The sequence below is a fragment of the Clostridiales bacterium genome (assembly GCA_014799665.1).
Lineage (GTDB): Bacteria > Bacillota > Clostridia > Christensenellales > Pumilibacteraceae > Anaerocaecibacter.
Genome location: JAAVHP010000012.1, coordinates 175,092 through 195,335 on the forward strand (window position 1 = coordinate 175,092; position 20,244 = coordinate 195,335).

General features: G+C 53.8%; 14 protein-coding genes. 13 read left to right on the forward strand and 1 reads right to left on the reverse strand.

The window, feature by feature from the left end; translation table 11 throughout:
• The first annotated feature begins 41 nt into the window (after positions 1-41).
• Positions 42-1,100 carry a hypothetical protein gene (locus HDT28_05625; GenBank protein MBD5132050.1) on the forward strand — a complete coding sequence of 353 codons (1,059 nt, stop codon included), beginning with the start codon at positions 42-44 and terminating at the stop codon, positions 1,098-1,100.
• Positions 1,101-1,103: 3 nt separating this feature from the next.
• Positions 1,104-1,337, forward strand: coding sequence for a hypothetical protein (locus tag HDT28_05630; GenBank protein MBD5132051.1), 234 nt, complete (start codon positions 1,104-1,106; stop codon positions 1,335-1,337).
• Positions 1,338-1,423: 86 nt separating this feature from the next.
• Here HDT28_05630 and HDT28_05635 read toward each other — a convergent pair whose 3' ends face one another.
• Positions 1,424-2,851: a YwaF family protein gene (locus HDT28_05635; protein MBD5132052.1), complete on the reverse strand. Its 1,428-nt coding sequence runs from the start codon at positions 2,849-2,851 to the stop codon at positions 1,424-1,426.
• Positions 2,852-2,974: 123 nt separating this feature from the next.
• On the opposite strand from HDT28_05635, the gene hypB reads away from it, so the two are divergent.
• From hypB to HDT28_05690, 11 genes are all read left to right on the forward strand, one after another.
• Entirely contained in the window at positions 2,975-3,652 is a 678-nt protein-coding gene (gene hypB / locus HDT28_05640; GenBank protein ID MBD5132053.1) for a hydrogenase nickel incorporation protein HypB, read from the forward strand.
• Between the two features lie 38 nt (positions 3,653-3,690).
• On the forward strand, positions 3,691-6,546 hold the full coding sequence (locus tag HDT28_05645) for an FAD-dependent oxidoreductase (GenBank protein ID MBD5132054.1): 2,856 nt from the start codon (positions 3,691-3,693) through the stop codon (positions 6,544-6,546).
• Complete coding sequence (locus HDT28_05650) at positions 6,546-6,893, forward strand: hydrogenase maturation nickel metallochaperone HypA (protein ID MBD5132055.1); 348 nt, start codon at positions 6,546-6,548, stop codon at positions 6,891-6,893. The genes HDT28_05645 and HDT28_05650 overlap by 1 nt, the downstream gene beginning before the upstream one ends.
• Before the next feature lie 234 nt (positions 6,894-7,127).
• Complete coding sequence (locus HDT28_05655) at positions 7,128-8,759, forward strand: phospho-sugar mutase (protein MBD5132056.1); 1,632 nt, start codon at positions 7,128-7,130, stop codon at positions 8,757-8,759.
• Positions 8,760-8,782: 23 nt separating this feature from the next.
• Complete coding sequence (locus HDT28_05660) at positions 8,783-9,991, forward strand: glutamine synthetase (protein ID MBD5132057.1); 1,209 nt, start codon at positions 8,783-8,785, stop codon at positions 9,989-9,991.
• Between the two features lie 120 nt (positions 9,992-10,111).
• The gene (locus HDT28_05665) at positions 10,112-10,675 is read left to right on the forward strand and encodes an ANTAR domain-containing protein (protein ID MBD5132058.1); all 564 of its coding nucleotides are present in this window, start codon (positions 10,112-10,114) and stop codon (positions 10,673-10,675) included.
• Positions 10,650-12,086 (forward strand): amidophosphoribosyltransferase, encoded by a 1,437-nt coding sequence (locus tag HDT28_05670; GenBank protein ID MBD5132059.1) that lies wholly within the window; start codon positions 10,650-10,652, stop codon positions 12,084-12,086. The genes HDT28_05665 and HDT28_05670 overlap by 26 nt, the downstream gene beginning before the upstream one ends.
• 7 nt (positions 12,087-12,093) lie before the next feature.
• Positions 12,094-13,179, forward strand: a complete 1,086-nt coding sequence (gene carA / locus HDT28_05675; protein MBD5132060.1) for a glutamine-hydrolyzing carbamoyl-phosphate synthase small subunit — start codon at positions 12,094-12,096, stop codon at positions 13,177-13,179.
• Positions 13,172-17,218 carry a carbamoyl-phosphate synthase large subunit gene (gene carB, locus HDT28_05680; GenBank protein ID MBD5132061.1) on the forward strand — a complete coding sequence of 1,349 codons (4,047 nt, stop codon included), beginning with the start codon at positions 13,172-13,174 and terminating at the stop codon, positions 17,216-17,218. The genes carA and carB overlap by 8 nt, the downstream gene beginning before the upstream one ends.
• Positions 17,219-17,337: 119 nt before the next feature.
• Positions 17,338-18,951, forward strand: coding sequence for a CTP synthase (locus HDT28_05685; GenBank protein MBD5132062.1), 1,614 nt, complete (start codon positions 17,338-17,340; stop codon positions 18,949-18,951).
• A 22-nt stretch (positions 18,952-18,973) separates the two neighbouring features.
• A complete protein-coding gene (locus HDT28_05690; GenBank protein MBD5132063.1) occupies positions 18,974-20,176 on the forward strand; it encodes an LL-diaminopimelate aminotransferase in 1,203 nt (400 codons plus the stop codon).
• The last annotated feature ends 68 nt before the right edge of the window (positions 20,177-20,244 follow it).

Below are 20,244 nucleotides of genomic sequence, written 5' to 3' on the forward strand. Positions count from 1 at the left end.
CCTAAATTTAATTTGTTAATACCCCTTTAAGGAGAACTAATATGGATAACAAGACGATACTCATAACGCTTATGGCGCTGCTCCTCGCGTTGATCTTGGTAATAACCGTTACGGCTATTATCTTCGTCACCGTGCTCAAAAAGCGCAAGCCCGTGGTCAAGGTCGTAATACCGCCGCAGGATGCGAGTGCGACGGCGACCGAGCTTATTCCCGATTTTCAGTCGGTGGCTCAGTCCGGCATCGAGAGCTCCAAAACCTCGCAGCAGTCGATCGGCTCGATGAACGCGTGGGACCTTGCGCTCGGCGCTCCCAATACGTGGCAGCTCGCGCTCGACGAAGCGCATGTCATCTCGCATCCGGAAGAGGTCAAGGACGATTTTCCCAAGACCGTCGACGGCTATACGATCGAGGAGCGCACGGAAGATAGGGAAGTCGACGAGGTGGAAATACCCGATAAGATCGAAGATGTCGAAGCCGAAGAGGTAGAACTTAAAATGCCCAAGGACCGTATGGCGCTTAAGTACGACTATACGTTCGAGGGTAAGCTTATCCAGTCAGACGACGACGTAAAGGACCGTTATAACGAGATAAAGAATCATTTCTTCTCGTATGCCAAGGTTAAGTCGCTCAAAGCAAAGGCGCACGAAAAGTTCCGTATCGGCAGGGAAACGGTGGCGCAGTTCAGGCTTCGCGGTAAAACGCTGTGCCTGTATCTTGCCGTCGATCCCGCTAAGTACGTCGATACCAAGTACGGCGTTAAGGACGCGTCCGAGGTAGCGTCGCTTGCCGCCACGCCCGCAATGATGCGTTTAACGAGCTCGCGGCGCGTTTTGCAGGCGAAACAGCTTATAGACGCTATGATGGAAGAGCGCGGCGTAGCGCACGTAGAGCACGCACGCGAGGACTTCCGCGTAGCGTACAAGAGCAGCGAGGAGCTGGCTAAGCGCGGGCTTGCTAAGCTCGTTAAGGTCAAGGTCCGCGAGTTCAAGAGCTTCGAGCCCAAGACCGCAAAAACAGCCATATCGGCTACGTCCAAAACCAAAGCGAAGAAAGCGCCCATGCGCGAAGCCGCCGCAACGGGAGCGCCGAGCGAGGAATAAGCCATGTCTAAAAAGGGTGAATTGAAACGTGAGATCGCCGATCTGGAAGACGAACTCGAAGCGCTCGAACAGAAACGTATGCGCTCTCTTGCCGCGCTCATGACGGCGGTCGTAAAGCATACCGAGCCCGATAGGGCGGACTTGGATTTCTTCCAAACGTTTACCGATCTTATCGACGCGTCGCGCAGTAGGCTTAGGCAAATGAAAAAAGAGCTCGAAGAGCTCAACAACAAATAGTTACTTCTTTATATCTTGTTTTTACTCGGGTGATCGATTTTTCACCCGAGTATTTTTATTGCGTGATTTATTGCTAACGTAGTTCTTTATTCGTTTTGCTGATCGTCGGTCGAGGCGGCGGCTTCGGCTTGCGGCTCGATCGATATTTCTGCTTGCGGTTTTACGAGTACCTTTTTACGTATTGCCAGGAACGCGTAATACAGCCCGTTATACGTCCAGAACATTGCCACGTAAAAGAGATAGAGGAGCAGAACGTAGACCATGTTCATATCCCATTTCCATATTCGTAGGGCCAGTACGGGCAGATCGAACGCAAGCGGGTTTACTTGCGTAAACGCATAGTTGGGCAGGTTGAAATCGCCGTTGCCGTTGTTAAAGTGTAGCGCGTAGCCGTTATAAGTATAGCCTTCGAGGAAGGACGATACCAGCCCGCTCGCAACCGTTGCGAGAACTATCACGGTAAAGTAGTAGACGAGGGGAATAATGCAGTCTTTTATTCTGAACCTGTACTGACCGAGCGCGGCGGGCAGTACGCTCAGCGCGAACAGCAGACAGTGCGTCGTGCAGAAGAATAGTATGGAGTAGCTGAAAATTATTCCGTAGTTGGACATTGCGTCGTCGCCGAAGTAAATAAACACAGACAGCGCGCCCACCGCGTGGACGAAGAACGATATAGCGTACAGCACGCGTTTTCTCGTGAATATCGATAAGCTTGCCGTGTACACGCCGATATTGCATATAAACAGCGGCACTGCGGAAAAAACGTAGCGGTACACGTTGTAGCCGTCGCCGAGAAGCACCGAGTCTTTGCTGTGGTATTGTATCAAAAGAACTATCGCAATGGCGGCAAGGAAATCTTGTTTATTACGGGCGGACTTGTTGCGCAGAAAGTAATACTGCGCCACGGCGAAGCCGCCGAGAACGATCAATGCGAGCGCGTGCCACAGCGTAAAGTTTTTGAACCACAAAAAGTGATTGCGCCCGAAGTTATTTATTTCGAAGAAGTTTTCGAACAGGTTAAGCGGCATACACGCTATTACGGCGAACGGAAGGTAAATAAAGCTCTTGGCGTTCACCTTGTAGCCGTCGCGTAAAAACAGCCCTACGCACACGACGAGGTAGAGCGCGTTGGAGATAAAGAAAAGAGTTATATTGAGTGGTTTGGGTATGAACTCGTTTATGCTCGCAAAGCATAGATCGGCGGGCGTGCTGTTCTCGGTTATCGAGGTCGCGTCGAAAAAGTCGCCGAACGTAAAGCACGATATTATTACGAATATCGGCAGAACGTATTTAGCTATATCGGCGCAGCATTTCTTGCGGTAGTACACAGCAAGCGGAAGGAGCAAAAGCCCCGCTTTCTTTATCCACTGGCTGAATACGAATATAAACCCGTACTTGGAAATTCTGTTGAATATGTAATAGTCTGACACGGTGAAAGAAAGTATAAGCGAAACCGCCAAAAGCAGTCCCGTACAAATTTTCAAACCGAGTTCGATTTGCCTTAGGGATTTCATTATACGTACAGTATAGTTTTTTGCTCGGTGTTTGTCAACCTATCGATGGGTATTGACAGATCGCGGGCATTGTGGTAAAATATATTCGTCAAAATTCGATATTAAATCTTTAATGAGGGAAATATGGACGAAGTGCGTATTATAGAGGTCAAGCGTAGCGTGTTCGAGGATAACGACCGCGACGCGGATAGGCTCAGAGCGGAGCTCAAAGATAAGGGCGTGTTCCTGCTCAATCTCATGTCGTCGCCGGGCAGCGGCAAAACGACTACGCTTATCAAGACGATCAACGAGCTTAAAGATAAGCTCAAAATTGCCGTTATGGAAGCGGATATAGACAGCGACGTCGACGCGAAAAAGATAATAAGCGGCACGGGCGTGCAGTCCATTCAGCTGCACACGGGCGGAATGTGCCACCTGGACGCCGACATGACCCGTCAGGGTATTTCTCAGCTCGACACGTCGTCAGTCGATTTGGTTATATTGGAGAACGTAGGCAATCTCGTTTGTCCCGCCGAGTTCGACACGGGCGCGACCAAGAACTGCATGATCTTGTCAGTGCCCGAGGGCGACGACAAGCCGCTCAAATATCCGCTCATGTTCTCTATATGCGACCTCGTGCTTATAAATAAGATAGACGTCGCGCCGTACTTCGATTTCGATATCGAAAAGTGCAAAAAGCATATCGCCGAGCGCAACCCCAACGCCAAGGTCATCCCCATCTGCGCCAAAACGGGCGAGGGGATAGACAAGTTTGCCGAGTGGTTGCTAAATCAAATTAAGGTTCATAAGGAAGGTAAATAGCCATGCCCGAAATGAGTAATAAATTTATTCCCGCGCACATGACCGACCGCGAGCCCAACCCTAAGCTTTTAAAGTTCGTTCGCAAGGTGACGGACAGACTCCCCGGAAAGCTTAAAGGCATAAAGACCCAGGACCCCGAGTATTGGGGATTTGCGTGCATATTCGAGGACGAGATGACGGCGGACGAACGCGACAACTCGCTCGATCTCTTGCTCAAAATGAAGGTGCGGCAAAAGTACCCGTACACTAAGCTAAAAGCCATGTCGGGTTATCCCGACGAGGTTTTTGACGCGATCGTCGACAAGCTGTCCGTTTTGGGCATGCTCGAATACGACTACGGCGATAAGTACACCAAGGACGGGCCTATTTCCGGCACGACCTACGAAAAAGAGGATAGGCATTATTGGGTGCCGCTGTTCGTGCCGGGCTCCGCTGAGTACACGAACATGAACACCGCGCTCATGGATCGTCATCCCGAGCTCGCTATGTTCTTCGAGCGCATGACCTTCCTTCCGCTCGAACACGTTACCGCAATGGTGCCCGCCGGCGGCGCAGGCATAGGCATGCACGTTATCCCAGTCGAGAAAGCTATCGAAATGGAAAACACGACGATGGATATCGAGCATATTTCGTACTGGCTCAAAAAGTACGAGGGGCATATCGGCGCGTCCATTTGCTCGTGCCGTTACGGGCGCAAACAGCTCGACGAGGGCTGCGCCGACGATTACCGCGATTGGTGCATAGGCGTGGGCGATATGGCGGACTACTGCCGCGAAACGGGCAGGGGACGCGATATCACGTACGACGAAGCTATGGAGATATTAAAGCGCGCCGAGGATAACGGGTTCGTGCATCAGGTTACGAACATTGACGGCGAGAATAAGATCTTCGCTATCTGCAACTGTAACGTTAAGATATGCAACGCATTAAGGACCTCGCAGCTTTTCAATACGCCCAATTTATCGGCTTCGGCGTACCGCGCGCACGTGGATAAGGATAAATGCGTGGCGTGCGGCGCGTGCGTGGAGACCTGTCCCGCGGGTGCGCTCAAACTCGGTCAAAAGCTTTGCCGCGCCGACGGCAGCGAGGTCAAGTATCCCAAGCAGCCGCTCCCCGACAAGCTCAAATGGGGCAAGCATATGTGGGACGAGGACTACCGCGACAAGAACCGCATTAACTGTCGCGACAGCGGCACCTCGCCGTGCAAGACGGCGTGCCCCGCGCATATAGCCGTTCAGGCGTATCTCAAAAAAGCGGCGCAGGGCAAGTACCGCGAAGCGCTCGCCATCATCAAGAAAGAAAATCCGTTCCCCGCGATTTGCGGCAGGGTGTGCAACCGCCGTTGCGAGGACGCGTGCACGCGCGGTAATATCGACGGCGCGGTCGCAATCGACGCCGTTAAGAAGTTCGTCGCCGAGCAGGACCTGCACGCCGAGAACCGCTACGTTCCCGATATCGTCGTCGCGTCCAATATGGGCAGGTGGCAGGAAAAGATCGCCGTTATCGGCGGCGGACCTGCGGGCTTGTCGTGCGCGTACTATCTTGCGCAAATGGGCTATTATCCCACGGTGTTCGAAAAGAACGAGCGCGCGGGCGGTATGCTGACTTACGGTATCCCGTCGTATAAATTGGAGAAAAACGTCATCGACGCCGAAATCGAAATCATGAAGGAAATGGGCGTTGAAATCAAGCTCGGCGTGGAAGTCGGCAAGGATATAACACTCCAAGAGCTCAGAAACGAGGGCTACAAGGCGTTTTACATAGCGATAGGCTGTCAGGGCGGCAAGCTTCCCAACGTCCCCGGCGAGACGGCGGACGGCGTGACGACGGCGGTCGAATATCTCAAAACCGCCAACACGGGCGGCAGGAAAACGCGCGGCAAGGTCGTTGTCGTGGGCGGCGGTAACGTCGCTATCGACGCGGCGCGCGTAGCGGCGAGGAGCGGCGCCGACAATGTGACAATGCTGTGCTTGGAGAGCGAGGACATAATGCCCGCTAGCAAAGAGGAGATTGCCGAGGCTCGCGCCGATGACGTTGAAATCATGTGCGGCTACGGACCGAAAGAGGTAATCGCCGAGCACGGGAAAGCGAAAGCAGTAGCCTTCAAAAAATGCACGCGAGTGTACGACGAGAACGGCAGGTTCGCACCCGAATACGACGAGAACGAGATAATCACAGTCGACGCGGATACCGTTATATTCGCTATCGGTCAGGCGGTCGTTTGGGGCGATTTGTTAAAGGATAGCGACGTCGAGCTCGGTCGCGGCGGTTATCCGCTCGCCGATAAGCTTACCTACCAAACGGCGCAAGCCGACGTATTCGTGGGCGGCGACGTGTTCACCGGACCCAAGTTCGCTATCGACGCTATCGCGCAGGGGCACGAGGCGGCGGAGAGCTTGCATAGGTTCGTGCAGCACGGGCACATGACGATAGGCAGAAACCGCAGGGAATATATCGCGCTCGATACGGACGATATCAAGGTGGAAAGCTACGACAATTCGTCGCGGCATGAGGCGGCGGTCGATCACGCGCTCGAAAAAGAAAAACCGTTCGCCGACGCGCACGGCACGCTGACCGAGGAGCAGGTCCTCGCCGAAACCAAGCGGTGCTTGGGCTGCGGCACGACGGTCGTCGATCAGAACAGATGTATCGGCTGCGGACTTTGCACGACCAAGTGCAAGTTCGAGGCGATCAAGCTTCACCGCGATCATCCCGAGGCGAGTAAAATGGTTGTCGCCGAGGATAAGTTCAAGCACATACTTCCGTACGCGGCTAAGCGCGGCGTAAAGATTTTGTTCGCCAAAAAGAGCAAGGACGACAAAGCGTTCGTCAAAAAGAGAAAGCGTGAGTATAAAGCCAAGGAAAAAGAGAACGGCAAGGAGAAGAAGGACTGATGCACGAATTGGGCGTGGTCTTTCACTGCATTAAGCAAATAAAGGATATCGCGGCGGAAAACGAGGTCAAGCGTATAAACTCGGTTACCGTGCAGATAGGCGAGGTGTCTACCGTCATTCCGTACTACTTTGAGGACTGCTGGAACTGGGCGGTAAAAAAGGAAGAACCGCCGTTAAAGGACGCCAAGCTCGTTATCGAAAAGATCGATGCGGTAACGCATTGCGAGGACTGCGGCAAGAACTACGGCACGGTCGAGTTCGGCAAGACCTGTCCGCACTGTGGAAGCGGCAAAACCTTTCTCGTAACCGGCAACGAGATAATGATAAAGCAAATCGAAGCGGAGTAAACAGGGTGCAGGGCAAAGGGCATAGGGTACAGGGTCGGTTAATTTAATCAAATCACCGCGAAGCGGTCATCAATTCCTAATTACGAATTACGCATTACGAATTAACTAAATCGCTTGACATAGTATTAAAAATTTGATAGAATAACGTTTGATGAAAGCGTATCGTATAAATGAAATCAAAGAGAAATGTATCGTGGTTATACATTTCTCTTTTTTTCAAGGCGGAGGTAATCAATGAACGATATAGAAGTAAAGTATACCGAATGGCTCAACAAGGCTACGGCGTGCACCGCCGAGCTCAAAGCTATGAGCGCCGACGACAAAAAGGAAGCGTTCTACAAGGATCTCGAATTCGGCACGGCGGGACTGCGCGGAGTTATCGGCGCGGGCACGAACAGGCTCAACGACTACACGATAGGCAAGGTCACGCAAGGGCTTGCGCTCTATCTTTTGTCGCGTAAAAAGAGCGGTAACACCGTCGCCATAAGCTACGACTCGCGCAACTTCTCCGAAAGCTTCGCGCGCTACGCCGCTAGCGTGCTTGCCGCAAACGGTATTAAAGCGTACATAACGCGCGTGTTAGAGCCTACGCCGTACCTTTCGTTTATGGTTCGCCACCTCGGCTGCGACGCGGGCATAATGATCACCGCGAGCCACAACCCCGCCAAGTTCAACGGCTACAAGGTATACGGCGCGGACGGCTGCCAGGTCACCGATAAAGCCGCCGCCGATATATTCGGGTTTATTCAGTCCGTCGATATTTTCGGCGTTAAGCCCGCGGACTTCGATAAAGCCGTTAAGGATAAAACGATAGAATTCGCCGACGTCACGCGCGAGTACCTCGACGCTGTGTACGCGCGGTCGGTAGGCGATAACCGCGAAGTATCGATAGTGTACACGCCGCTCAACGGCACGGGCTGTGAGATCGTGCCGCAAATGTTTAGTGAGCGCGGGTTCAAAAATATTACGATCGTGCCCGAGCAAGCCCAACCGAACGGCGATTTCCCCACGACCCCGTACCCCAACCCCGAAAAGCCGCAGGCGCTCGAACTCGGTATCGCGCTCGCCAAAAAGTCGAAAGCCGATATCGTTATCGGCACCGACCCCGACGCCGACCGTATAGGTATCGCCGTGCGCAATAAGTCGGGCGAGTACGAGCTTTTAACGGGCAATATGCTCGGCGTTTTGCTTATCGACTATATCTGCTCGCACGGCAAGGCTCTGCCCAAAAATCCCGTCGTGGTAAAGACGATAGTTACGACCGACCTCGCCGCGCGCGTTGCGGAGAGCTACGGCGCGACCGTCACCGAGGTGCTTACAGGCTTTAAGTATATCGGCGAGGTGATCAAAAACCTCGAAGAAAAAGGCGAGAGCAATAGGTTCATATTCGGCTACGAGGAGAGCTGCGGCTACCTTTCGGGCGGCTACGTGCGCGACAAGGACGCCGTGCTTGCGAGTATGCTCGTCGCCGAAATGACCGCCGACTATCTCAAAGAGGGCAAAACGCTCGTCGACGTTCTTGACGGCATTTACGCTAAGTTCGGCAAATACTATCACCGCACCGTGTCGCTTTCCTACGAGGGCGCTTCGGGCGCGCAAAAGATGCAAGAGGTGCTCGAAGGCATTCGCAAGAACCCGCCCAAGGACGTGGACGGCTCTAAGGTGGTCGAGAGCATCGACTATCTCACGCAGACTAAGTTAAACTTGCCCAAGTCAAACGTTTTGTCGTACAAGGCGGAGGACGGAAGCAAGCTCATCATCCGCCCGTCGGGCACCGAGCCGCTCATTAAGGTGTATATCACGGCGGCGCGCGGCGGCGAGGAACGCATCGAAAAGATCTTAGCCCAAGCAAAATCTTTTATGTAGTTACATAATAAGGCGGTCAGAAAATGAAGTTTTCCAAAAGCGAATTTCTCGATTATATCGAAGAAAACGACGTTAAGTTCGTCAAGCTTACGTTTTGCGATATGCTCGGCAGACTGCGAAACGTGTCCGTTTTGTCGTCGCAGCTCGAAGACGCGTTCGAGAACGGCGTAGGCATAGACAGCTCGGCTATAACGGGCGTGGGCGGTATCGATATAAAGCTCAAACCCGTAAGCTCGCTGTTGTCGGTGCTGCCGTGGCGGCCGCATGCGGGCAGGGTAGTCAGCGTGTTCTGCAATATCTGCAATATCGACGGCACGCCGTATGCGTGCGATCCTATGGCGCTTCTCGACGAGCAGGTGAAAAAGCTCTCCGAGCTCGGCTTTAAAGCGCAGGTGGGAACGGAGTGCGAGTTCTACGCGTTCAAGGACGACGTAGAGGATAGGTTGGAGCCGTTCGATTCAGCCGATTACTGCGCGTGCTCGCCGTTCGATAAATGCGAAAACCTGCGCCGCGACGTTATAGTCAGCCTCGAAGACATGGGGCTTAAACCCATATCCAGCCACCACGAGCGCGGCAAGGGTCAGAACGAGATAGACTTCGAGAGCGCGGAGCCCGCAGCCGCAGCGCGCAATTTCATGATGTTCAAGTCGGCTGTCAAAAACGTATGCGCGCTCAACGGCGCGGTGGCGTCGTTCATGCCCAAGCCGTTATCGAGCTTCCCGGGCAGCGGCTTGCATATAACCATTTCGCTATCTGGCAAGAACGCCGAGAAAGCGAGCAAGAGCTTTGCCGAGGGCGTTATGCGCAGGTACAAGGAAATAACCTGCTTCGCCAATCCCACCGATAACAGCTACAAAAGATTGCGCCGCGATATGAAGATCGCGTATAAGCCCGTTCGCGGCACGGTCGCGCTCCGCATATTCGAAAACAACGATATTATGCTGAGAACGCCCGACTCGTCGTGCAATATCTTCACGGTGCTTGCGCTCGTGTTCGCCGCGGGCAGAGAGGGTATAGAGAACGGCTACAAGCTTCGCGGCGAGGGCGAGTACACCGACAGAATGTTCAATTCGATCGAGGAAGCCGTCGAGTTCGCCAGAAAGAGCGAATGGCTGAGATCGCATATCCCCGCCGTGTTCGACGACGTTTTGGGCTCGATGACCAAACGCTATCTTGCCGAGCAAGCGCTCACCACCGATAGGGAACTGTTCGAGTTCCATGCGGATATTTAACAGGGTACAGGGCACAGGGGTCAGGTTACAGGGTTTGACCCCTGCGGGGGTGAATTAATAAATTCATCATTCCCCGAACCCTATTCCCTGAGCCCTGATCCCTGACAACAAGGAGTTTCTTTGGACGCACTGATCGTTGCAAACACAATGACTCGTCAGAAAGCGCTTTCCGACGTGTTATACCACGAGAACCTTAATTGCGTGGTTTGCTCGACCGCCGCGGAGGCGCGGCGCGCGTCCTTATGCCGTCCTTTCGATCTGTTCGTCGTTTACAGCGGGCTTATCGACGAGCACGGCAACGAGCTTGCGATCTCGCTTGCCGAGGTCCACGACTGCGGCGGAATATTTATCGACGACGCGACGCGCGCCGAGCAGATAGAAGCCGACCTCAACGATTGCGGCATAATAACGCTGTCCCGCCCCGTAACGAAAGACGGGCTTGTGGAAGCGGTTAGGCTTATATCGGTCGCAAATGCGCGCGTGCGCGCGTTAAAGCTCAAAAACGAGGCGCTCGCCGCCAAGCTGGAAGACGTTAAATACGTTTCCCGCGCCAAGATCGTGCTGATGCGCGCGTTCGGCTACACCGAGGATCAGGCGCATAAATATATCGAGAAGAAAGCAATGGAGACGCGCACCACGCGTCGCAAAGTGGCTATGGATATTCTTAAATCATACGAGGCATAACGTGCGATACGAAAAACTCAAAGAAGAATGCGGCGTGTTCGGCATAATCTCGCCCAAACAAATACCTTGCGTTCCGCTGTCGGCAAGCGCTTTGATGGCGTTGCAGCACCGCGGCGAGGAGAGCGCGGGTATAGCGACATTCGTCGACGGCACGCTCAAATGCAAGAAGGGCATGGGGCTTGTGTCCGAGGTTTTCTCGTCCGATTATCTCGAATTTGTAGCCAATACGCGCGTAGCCGTCGGACACGTGCGGTACTCTACGACAGGCTCGTGCAATATCGAGAACGCCCAGCCGATAGAAACGGTCCACAGCAAGATCTCGCTCGCACTCGCGCACAACGGCAACCTAACAAACTCGGCGAGCATCCGTCGCGACCTTGTGCAGTCGGGCATGGTGTTACATACAACTAACGACACCGAAATATTGAATATTCTTATCGTTCGCAACATGATCGAAACGAACGATTTGGAGCGCGCGATCGTCAACGCTATGAACGGCGTAGAGGGTGCGTTCTCGCTCGTTATCGCAACTAAGGACAAACTCATTGCCGTCCGCGACCGCAACGGTTTTAGACCGCTTTGCATGGGTAAATTGGGCGAGGCTACCGTGTTCGCTTCCGAAACGTGCGCGCTCGACGCGCTCGGCGCGGAGTTCGTCCGCGACGTGAAAGCGGGCGAGGTGGTGAGCGTAGACCTTAAAGGCAATATTACAACACATATGCTCGATAACGCCTGCCGCAGCGGCTTGTGCTCGTTCGAGTTTATATACTTCGCTCGCCCCGACAGCGTTATAGACGGGATCAACGTTTACAAGGCGCGCGAGCAAATGGGGCGCGCGCTCTACCGTCAAAGACCGACCGAAGCCGATTACGTTTGCGGCGTGCCCGACAGCGGGCTCGTCGCGGCGCAGGGGTATTCGCTCGAATCGGGCATACCTATCGTTCCTGCGTTCGTCAAGAACAAGTACGTGGGTAGGTCGTTCATCCTGCCCGATCAGGTCAAGCGCGAGAACGCGGTAAACGTCAAGCTAAACCCCATTCAGGCGACGGTAGAGGGTAAGCGCATAATACTTATCGACGACTCGATAGTGCGTTCGACGACCAGTACGCGCATAATAAAAATGCTTCGGCGTGCGGGCGCTAAGGAAGTGCACATGAGAATTTCCTCGCCGCCGTTCAAGTACGAATGTTATTTCGGCACAGATATAGACAACCGCGACAACCTTATAGCCAATCATCTGGACGTAGACGGCATTTGCGAAAAGATAGGCGCGGACAGTCTCGAATATCTGTCGCTGGATAATCTTAAAGCTATTTCCGAAGAAACATCATTCTGCTTAGGGTGCTTCACGGGCGATTATCCCGCGCCCGTCACGCCCATGCTCAAAAACACGTTCGATAAAAACAACTGAGGTGATTATGCAAAGATACCTGATCATGAAAGACGGCACCGTGTTCACCGGTACCGCAATAGGCGCAAACGGCACGGCGATAGGCGAGGCGGTTTTCACGACCGCCATGAGCGGATATATCCCCACGCTCACCGACCCGAGCTACTACGGCCAGATAATAACGCACACCTTTCCCATGATAGGCAACTACGGCGCGATAGAGGTCGACGCCGAGAGCGATAAGCCATATCTTTTCGGGTACATAGTGCGCGAGCTGTGCTCGTTCGGCTCTAACTTCCGCAAGGAAGAAGAACTCGACGAATTCTTAAAACGCAATAACGTAGTCGGTATCGCCGACGTAGATACGCGCGCGATCACCCGCAAGATACGCGATATGGGCGTAATGAACGCCATGATCTGCGACGATCTCAAAGATATGCCGGCTAAGCTCGCACTGCTCAAAAAGTACAAGGTAAAGGACGCGGTAGAGCATACCTCGTGCACCGAACCCGTCGAGCTCAACCCGATAGACGATACGCATAAGTTCAGGGTCGTGCTTTACGACTTCGGCGCAAAGAAGAATATCGAGCGTATGCTTATCAAGTTCGGCTGCTCGGTAGTGCGCGTGCCGTACAACACCACCGCGGAGCAAGCGCTTAAATTTAACCCCGACGGCATAATGCTCAGTAACGGCGGCGGCGACCCCGCGGACAACGTGGCTGTTATAGAGGAGATTAAAAAGCTTCTCAAAAAGAATATTCCCATATTCGGTATATGCCTCGGTCATCAGCTTTTGGCGCTTGCAATGGGCGCGAAGACGATCAAGCTCAAATACGGTCACCGCGGCGCGAACCAGCCCGTAAAAGATCTTACGACGGGCAAAACGTACATAACGAGCCAAAACCACGGCTACGCCGTCAAGGCGGACACGCTCTCGCCCGAGGTCGGCACCGTGCGCTATATCAACGCCAACGACAAGACTGTCGAAGGTATCGAGTACAAGACCGTTCCCGCGTTCTCGGTGCAGTTCCACCCCGAAGCGTGCGGCGGACCGAAGGACACCGAGTTCTTATTCAAACAATTCGTTGCTATGATGGAGGAAAACCATGCCTAAGGATAAAAGCATTAAGAAGGTACTCGTGATAGGTTCCGGACCTATAACGATAGGTCAGGCGGCGGAGTTCGACTACGCGGGCACGCAAGCGTGCCGCACGCTCAAATCGAAGAAGATAGAGGTCGTGCTCGTCAACTCCAACCCCGCTACGATAATGACGGATAAGGCGATGGCGGACGCTATCTACATAGAGCCGCTCACCGTACCGACGCTTGAACGCATTATTTTGCAGGAAAAGCCGGACGCCATACTTCCGGGTCTCGGCGGACAGACTGGCTTGACCCTTTCCATGGAGCTTGCCAAATCGGGCTTTCTTGCAGAGCACGGCGTAAGACTTTTGGGCGTTCGTCCCGAAACTATCGACAAAGCCGAGGACCGCGAACTGTTCAAAGAAGCGATGCTCGAAATCAATCAGCCGTGCGTACCGAGCGACGTCGTGACGGACGTCGAGGCGGCGGTCGAGTTCGCCAATAAGATAGGCTATCCCGTTATCGTTCGTCCCGCGTTCACGCTGGGCGGCGCGGGCGGCGGCATTGCCGAGAACGAAAAGCAATTACGCGAGATAGCGCGCGGCGGGTTGGAGCTTTCGCCCATACACCAAACGCTTATCGAAAAGAGCATTTACGGCTGGAAGGAAATCGAGTTCGAGGTCATGCGTGATAGGCTCGGCAACGTTATAACCGTTTGCTCGATGGAAAACCTCGACCCCGTAGGCATTCACACGGGCGACAGTATAGTCGTTGCGCCGACCATGACGCTTTCGGACAAAGACTATCAAATGCTGCGCTCGGCTGCGCTCGATATAATTACGCACCTTAAAATAGAAGGCGGCTGTAACTGTCAGTTCGCGCTCGACCCCAAATCGAGTGAGTACGCCGTTATCGAGGTCAACCCGCGCGTATCGCGTTCTTCCGCGCTTGCGAGTAAGGCGACGGGCTATCCGATCGCCAAGGTCACGGCGCTTATTGCGCTCGGCTACACGCTCGACGAGATTCAGAACGCCGTTACGGGCAAGACCTGCGCCTGCTTCGAGCCGGCGATAGACTACTGCGTAGTCAAGCTTCCCAAATGGCCGTTCGATAAGTTCGTTTACGCCAAGCGCTCGCTCGGCACACAGATGAAAGCGACGGGCGAGGTCATGGCTATCGCGCCGTGCTTCGAGGCGGGCTTACTCAAAGCGGTGCGCGGCGCGCTCGGCGCGGACACGCTCGCCAATCCACACTACGAAAAGCTGTCTGACGCCGAGATAGAGAGTATGCTCATGCCGGCAACCGACTTCCGTTTGTTCATACTTTATGAAGCGGTCAAGCGTGGTATGCCGCTTGAAAAGATAGCGGATATTACCAAGATAGATATGTGGTTCCTGCGCAAGATAGAAAACCTCGTCGAGTTCGAGAAGTCTATCACGGGTCGCGCGATCACAAAAGCCGAATATATGCACGGCAAAAAGCTCGGCTATCTCGACAGCGCGCTCGAAAAGCTATCGGGCTCGAAGCTTCCCATGAAGCGCAAGGCGGTGTTCAAAACGGTCGATACCTGCGCCGCCGAGTTCAAGGCGGAAACGCCGTACTTCTACTCGACATACGACGACGAGAACGAAGCCAAGGAATATATAGAAAGCGCAAAGAGCGACCGCAAGCGCGTTATTGTTTTCGGCTCGGGACCTATCCGCATAGGTCAGGGCATAGAGTTCGACTACGCGTCCGTTCACTGCGTGTGGGAGCTTAAAGAGCTCGGCTACGACGTGGCTATCGTAAACAACAACCCCGAAACTGTTTCGACCGACTTCGATACGGCGGATAGGCTGTACTTCGAGCCGCTCACCGAGGAGGACGTCGATAACGTTATCGCGACCGAAAAGCCGTACGGCGTGGTAGTGGCGTTCGGCGGTCAAACTGCTATCAAGCTGACTAAGCACCTTTCCGAAACAGGCGTGCGCATACTCGGCACTCCCGCCGACAGTATCGACGCGGCGGAGGACCGCGAGCGGTTCGACGCGTTGTTGGAGCAGCTCGGCATAGCGCGCCCGAAGGGCATGACGGTCAAGACGACCGAGCAGGCGCTCGAAGCCGGCAACGCGCTCGGCTATCCCGTACTGCTTCGCCCGTCGTACGTTCTCGGCGGTCAGAACATGATAATAGCGTTCTCCGACGAGGACGTCAAAGAATATATGTCGATCATACTCGACGGCAACCCCGACAATATCGTTCTTATCGATAAGTACGTTATGGGCACCGAGATCGAGGTCGACGCGATATGCGACGGCGAGGACATCCTCATCCCGGGCATAATGGAGCATATCGAGCGCGCGGGCATTCACAGCGGCGACAGTATAGCTGTTTACCCGTCGCAGAACATTTCCGACAAGAATAAGGAAGAAATAATCGAGTACACCCGTCAGCTCGCTACCGCGCTTAACACCAAGGGACTCGTCAATATTCAGTATATAATCTGCGACGGCAAGATCTACGTTATCGAGGTCAATCCGCGCTCGTCGCGCACCATACCGTACATTTCCAAGGTCACGGGCGTGCCCATGATCAAGCTCGCCACCGAGTGCATGATCGGCAAAAAACTCAAAAAGCTCGGCTACGGCACGGGGCTCTATCCGTCCGCGCCGTACGTTGCTGTAAAGGTGCCCATCTTCTCGTTCGAGAAGCTTACCGACCTCGACACGCACTTGGGTCCCGAAATGAAATCGACGGGCGAGGTGCTCGGCGTAGGCAAAACGCTCGACGAAGCGCTGTACAAGGGCTTGGTCGCGGCGGGCTACAAAATGAAGCGCAGCGGCGGCATACTCCTTACCGTGCGTAACAGCGATAAAGCCGAGATAGTCGGCGTCGCTAAAAACTACTACGAGCTCGGGTTCGAGCTGTACGCGACCGAGGGCACTGCCGAGATCATCAGGCGTTCCGGCATGAAGGTCACCGTCGCGGCTAAGATGAACGAGCTGCCCGACGCCGAAAACACAATGAGCCTACTCAACTCGGGCAAGATAGACTATCTCGTATCTACCTCGACGCGCGGCAGGATCCCCACGCACGACGACGTGCAGCTGCGCCGCAGAGCGGTCACGCGCGGCATACCGTGCCTTACCGCTATCGACACGGCAAACGCATTGGCGCGCGCGCTCAAAAGCCGTTACAGCCAGTACAATACCGAGCTTGTCGATATCAACGATATGCGCACAGAGCGGCAAAAGCTCAACTTTATAAAAATGCACGGCTGCGGCAACGATTATATTTACGTAGACTGCCTTAAAACGCCCATAAGCAATATGGAGAGCGTAGCCGTCAATCTTTCCGACAGACATTTCAGCGTAGGCGGCGACGGCGTGATATTCATTTACCCGTCCGACAAATGCGACGCGAAAATGCGTATGTTCAATTCGGACGGCTCGGAAGGCAAAATGTGCGGCAACGGCATTCGTTGCGTAGGCAAGTACCTTTACGACTACGGCAAGACAGACAAGCTCGATATTACGGTCGACACGCTGTCTGGCGTGAAAAAGCTCAAACTGTTCGCGCGCGACGGCAAGGTCAATTCGGTCAAGGTCGATATGGGCGCGGTCGAACTCGATCCCAAGAAAGTGCCGGTAAACCTCAGCGGTGACAGCGTTATCTCGCGCGAGATAAATACTCCGCTCGGCAAGACCTCTATAACCTGTACCTCTATGGGCAACCCCCACGCCACCGTCATAGTAAGCGACGTTATGGGCTGCGACGTCGAAGGCTGGGGCAAGGCGATAGGCGACAATAAGGAAATGTTCCCCGAGGGCGTGAACGTCGGGTTCTTGCAGGTGATCGACCGCACGCACTTAAAGCTTCGCGTATACGAGCGCGGCACGGGCGAGACAATGGCTTGCGGCAGCGGCGCATGCGCAGCTACGGTCGCGGCAGTGCTTAACGGCAAGTGCGATAAGGACACCGATATCTCGGTAAGACTGCCCGGCGGCGAGCTTATTATCCGCTACACCGACGAAGCGGTGTATTTGACGGGGGAAGCGTGCGAAGTGTTCCGCGGCACGGTAAGACTTTAATTAGGAATTAGAAATTAGTAATTAGTAATTGCGGATTCGCTACGCTCATGGTATAATAAAAGAGCGACGAAGTCGCAAGTCATTCATTCCTAATTCCTAATTAAACACAGGAGAAAATCATGGAAAAATATATTTTCGTAACAGGCGGGGTCGTATCGGGACTCGGCAAGGGAATAACGGCGGCGAGCCTCGGGCTTATCTTAAAGTCCAAGGGTCTTAAAGTTATCGCGCAAAAGCTCGATCCGTATATCAACGTAGACCCCGGCACAATGAGCCCGTTCCAGCACGGCGAGGTGTTCGTAACCGAGGACGGCGCGGAAACAGACCTCGATCTCGGACACTACGAGCGGTTTATCGACGAGAACCTTAATAAGTTCTCCAACCTCACGACGGGCAAGGTGTACTCGACGGTGCTCCAAAACGAGCGCGACGGCGTGTACAACGGCGAGACCGTTCAGGTCATTCCGCACATAACAAGCCAAATAAAGAAGTTTATTTATTCGGTCGGTAAAAAGATCGACGCGGACGTGGTAATAACCGAGATCGGCGGCACTGTCGGCGATATCGAGAGCTTGCCGTTTATCGAGGCTATTCGCCAGGTTCGCAACGACGTGGGCAGAGAGAACTGCTTGTTCGTCCACGTCACGCTCGCGCCCACCATGCAATCGAGCGGCGAGGTCAAGACCAAGCCCACACAGCACTCGGTCAAGACTTTGCGAAGCCTCGGCATTTCGCCTAATCTTATCGTATTAAGAACTAGCAAGCCCATCGACGAAAAGCTTAGGGAAAAACTCGCGCTGTCGTGCAACGTCGAGCCCGACTGCGTTATCGAGAACCTCGACGCCGATCTATTATACGAAGTGCCGTTACTGCTCCTTAACAGCGGTATAGGCGAGATAGTTACCCGCGAGCTTAATCTTAACGACACGCCGCCCCAGCTCGACGATTGGCGCGCCATGGTCGACATGGCGAAATCACGCGAGGGCAGCGTTACCATTGCGCTCGTCGGCAAGTACGTTCAAATGTTCGACGCGTATCTCTCGGTCGTGGAGGCTCTCACGCACGGCGGCATCCATAACGGCGTAAAAATCGACCTTAGATGGGTGGATGCCGAAAAGCTTACCGACGCGACGGTGGGCGAGTATCTCGACTGCGCCGACGGCGTTATCGTGCCCGGCGGGTTCGGCGACCGTGGTATCGAGGGCATGATCACGGCGGCTAAGTATTGCCGCGAGAACAACAAGCCGTACTTTGGAATATGCTTGGGTATGCAGATAGCCGCTATCGAGTACGCGCGCAACGTTCTCGGCTATACCGACGCCAACTCGCGCGAGTTTGACCCTGCGAGCGAGCATAAGGTCATCGACATTATGGAAGATCAAGTCGGGTGCGAGAACACGGGCGGCACTATGCGCTTGGGTGCGTACGAGTGCATGATCGAGCCTAACACCACGCTTGCGCGTTGCTACGGCGAGGGCGTTACTTCCGTTTGGGAACGTCACCGTCACCGCTATGAGTTCAACAACGCGTTGCGTGAGCCCATGCAGGCGGCGGGGCTTACGCTCGCCGGCAAATCGCCCGACGGCAATCTTATAGAAGCCGTAGAGGTAACGAACAATCTTTTCCACCTCGGCGTGCAGTATCATCCCGAATTCAAATCCCGTCCCAATAAGCCTCAGCCTATATTCCGCGAGTTCATCGCCGCGGCGAAGAAATTTAAGAATAAGGGTTAATTCCTTATCAAAGGGTGTTATCATGAAACTTAACAAAAATTTCAAAAATCTTCAAGAGAATTATCTTTTCGCCGAAGTGGCTAAGCGCGTCGAACAGTACAAGGCGCAGTTTCCGGCGGCAGATTTGATCAGTCTCGGCATAGGCGACGTAACGCTTCCGCTCTCGCCTAAGTGCATTGACGCGTGCAAGGAAGCTGCGACCGATATGAGCACCAAGACGGGCTTCCACGGCTACGGTCCGTACGACGGCTATGCGTTTTTGAAAAACGCAATAGTCGACTATTACAAGCTTCGCGGGATATCAATCCATGCCGACGAGGTGTTCGTCACCGACGGCGCGAAGAACGGGATAGGCAACTTCCTCGACCTGTTCGACGCGGATAATACGGTTATGATCCCCGATCCCGTGTATCCCGCGTACGTGGATGCAAACGTGCTTTCGGGGCATAAAATAATCTACGTTGACGCCAACAAGGACAACGGGTTCTTGGCAATGCCGCCCGTCAAAAAAACCAAGGTGGATATAATATATATTTGTTCGCCCAACAACCCGACTGGCGCGGCGTACACCAAGGACCAGCTCAAAGCGTGGGTGGACTACGCGCTCGATAACAAGGCGGTCATACTCTACGACGCGGCATACGAAGCGTATATCGAGGGCAATGATATTGCGCATTCCATATTCGAGATCACGGGCTCGCGCGAGTGTGCCGTCGAGTTCTGCTCGTTCTCCAAAATGGCGGGGTTCACGGGCGTAAGATGCGGTTGGACGGTCATACCCATGGAATCGCCGCTGAACCGTATGTGGCTGCATCGCCAGTCGATCAAATTCAACGGTACGTCGTATATCGTTCAGCGTATGGCGGAACGCGCGCTGCGCGGCGGGTACGAGGACACCAAGCGCATGGTCGCGACCTATAAGGACAACGCGAAGATAATAACCAAAAAGTTCGACGCGCTCAAAATCGAATACACGGGCGGAATAAACGCGCCGTATATCTGGTTCAACTGCGGTATCGATTCGTGGGAATTCTTCGACTATCTGTTAAAGAAAGCGCGGATCGTTTGCACGCCCGGCAGTGGGTTCGGCAAGAACGGCAAGAGCTGGGTGCGGTTCACCTCGTTCAACAGCAAGGAGCGCACCGAGGAAGCCATGAACAGGTTCGAAACGTCCTGGAAAGAGTTCCTTGCGGTAAAAGATAAGCTGTATCAAGAAGTTAATTAGGAATTAAGAATTCAGAATTAAGAATTAATGATTGCTGTGCGGTGACTTAATTTAAATAATCAATAATT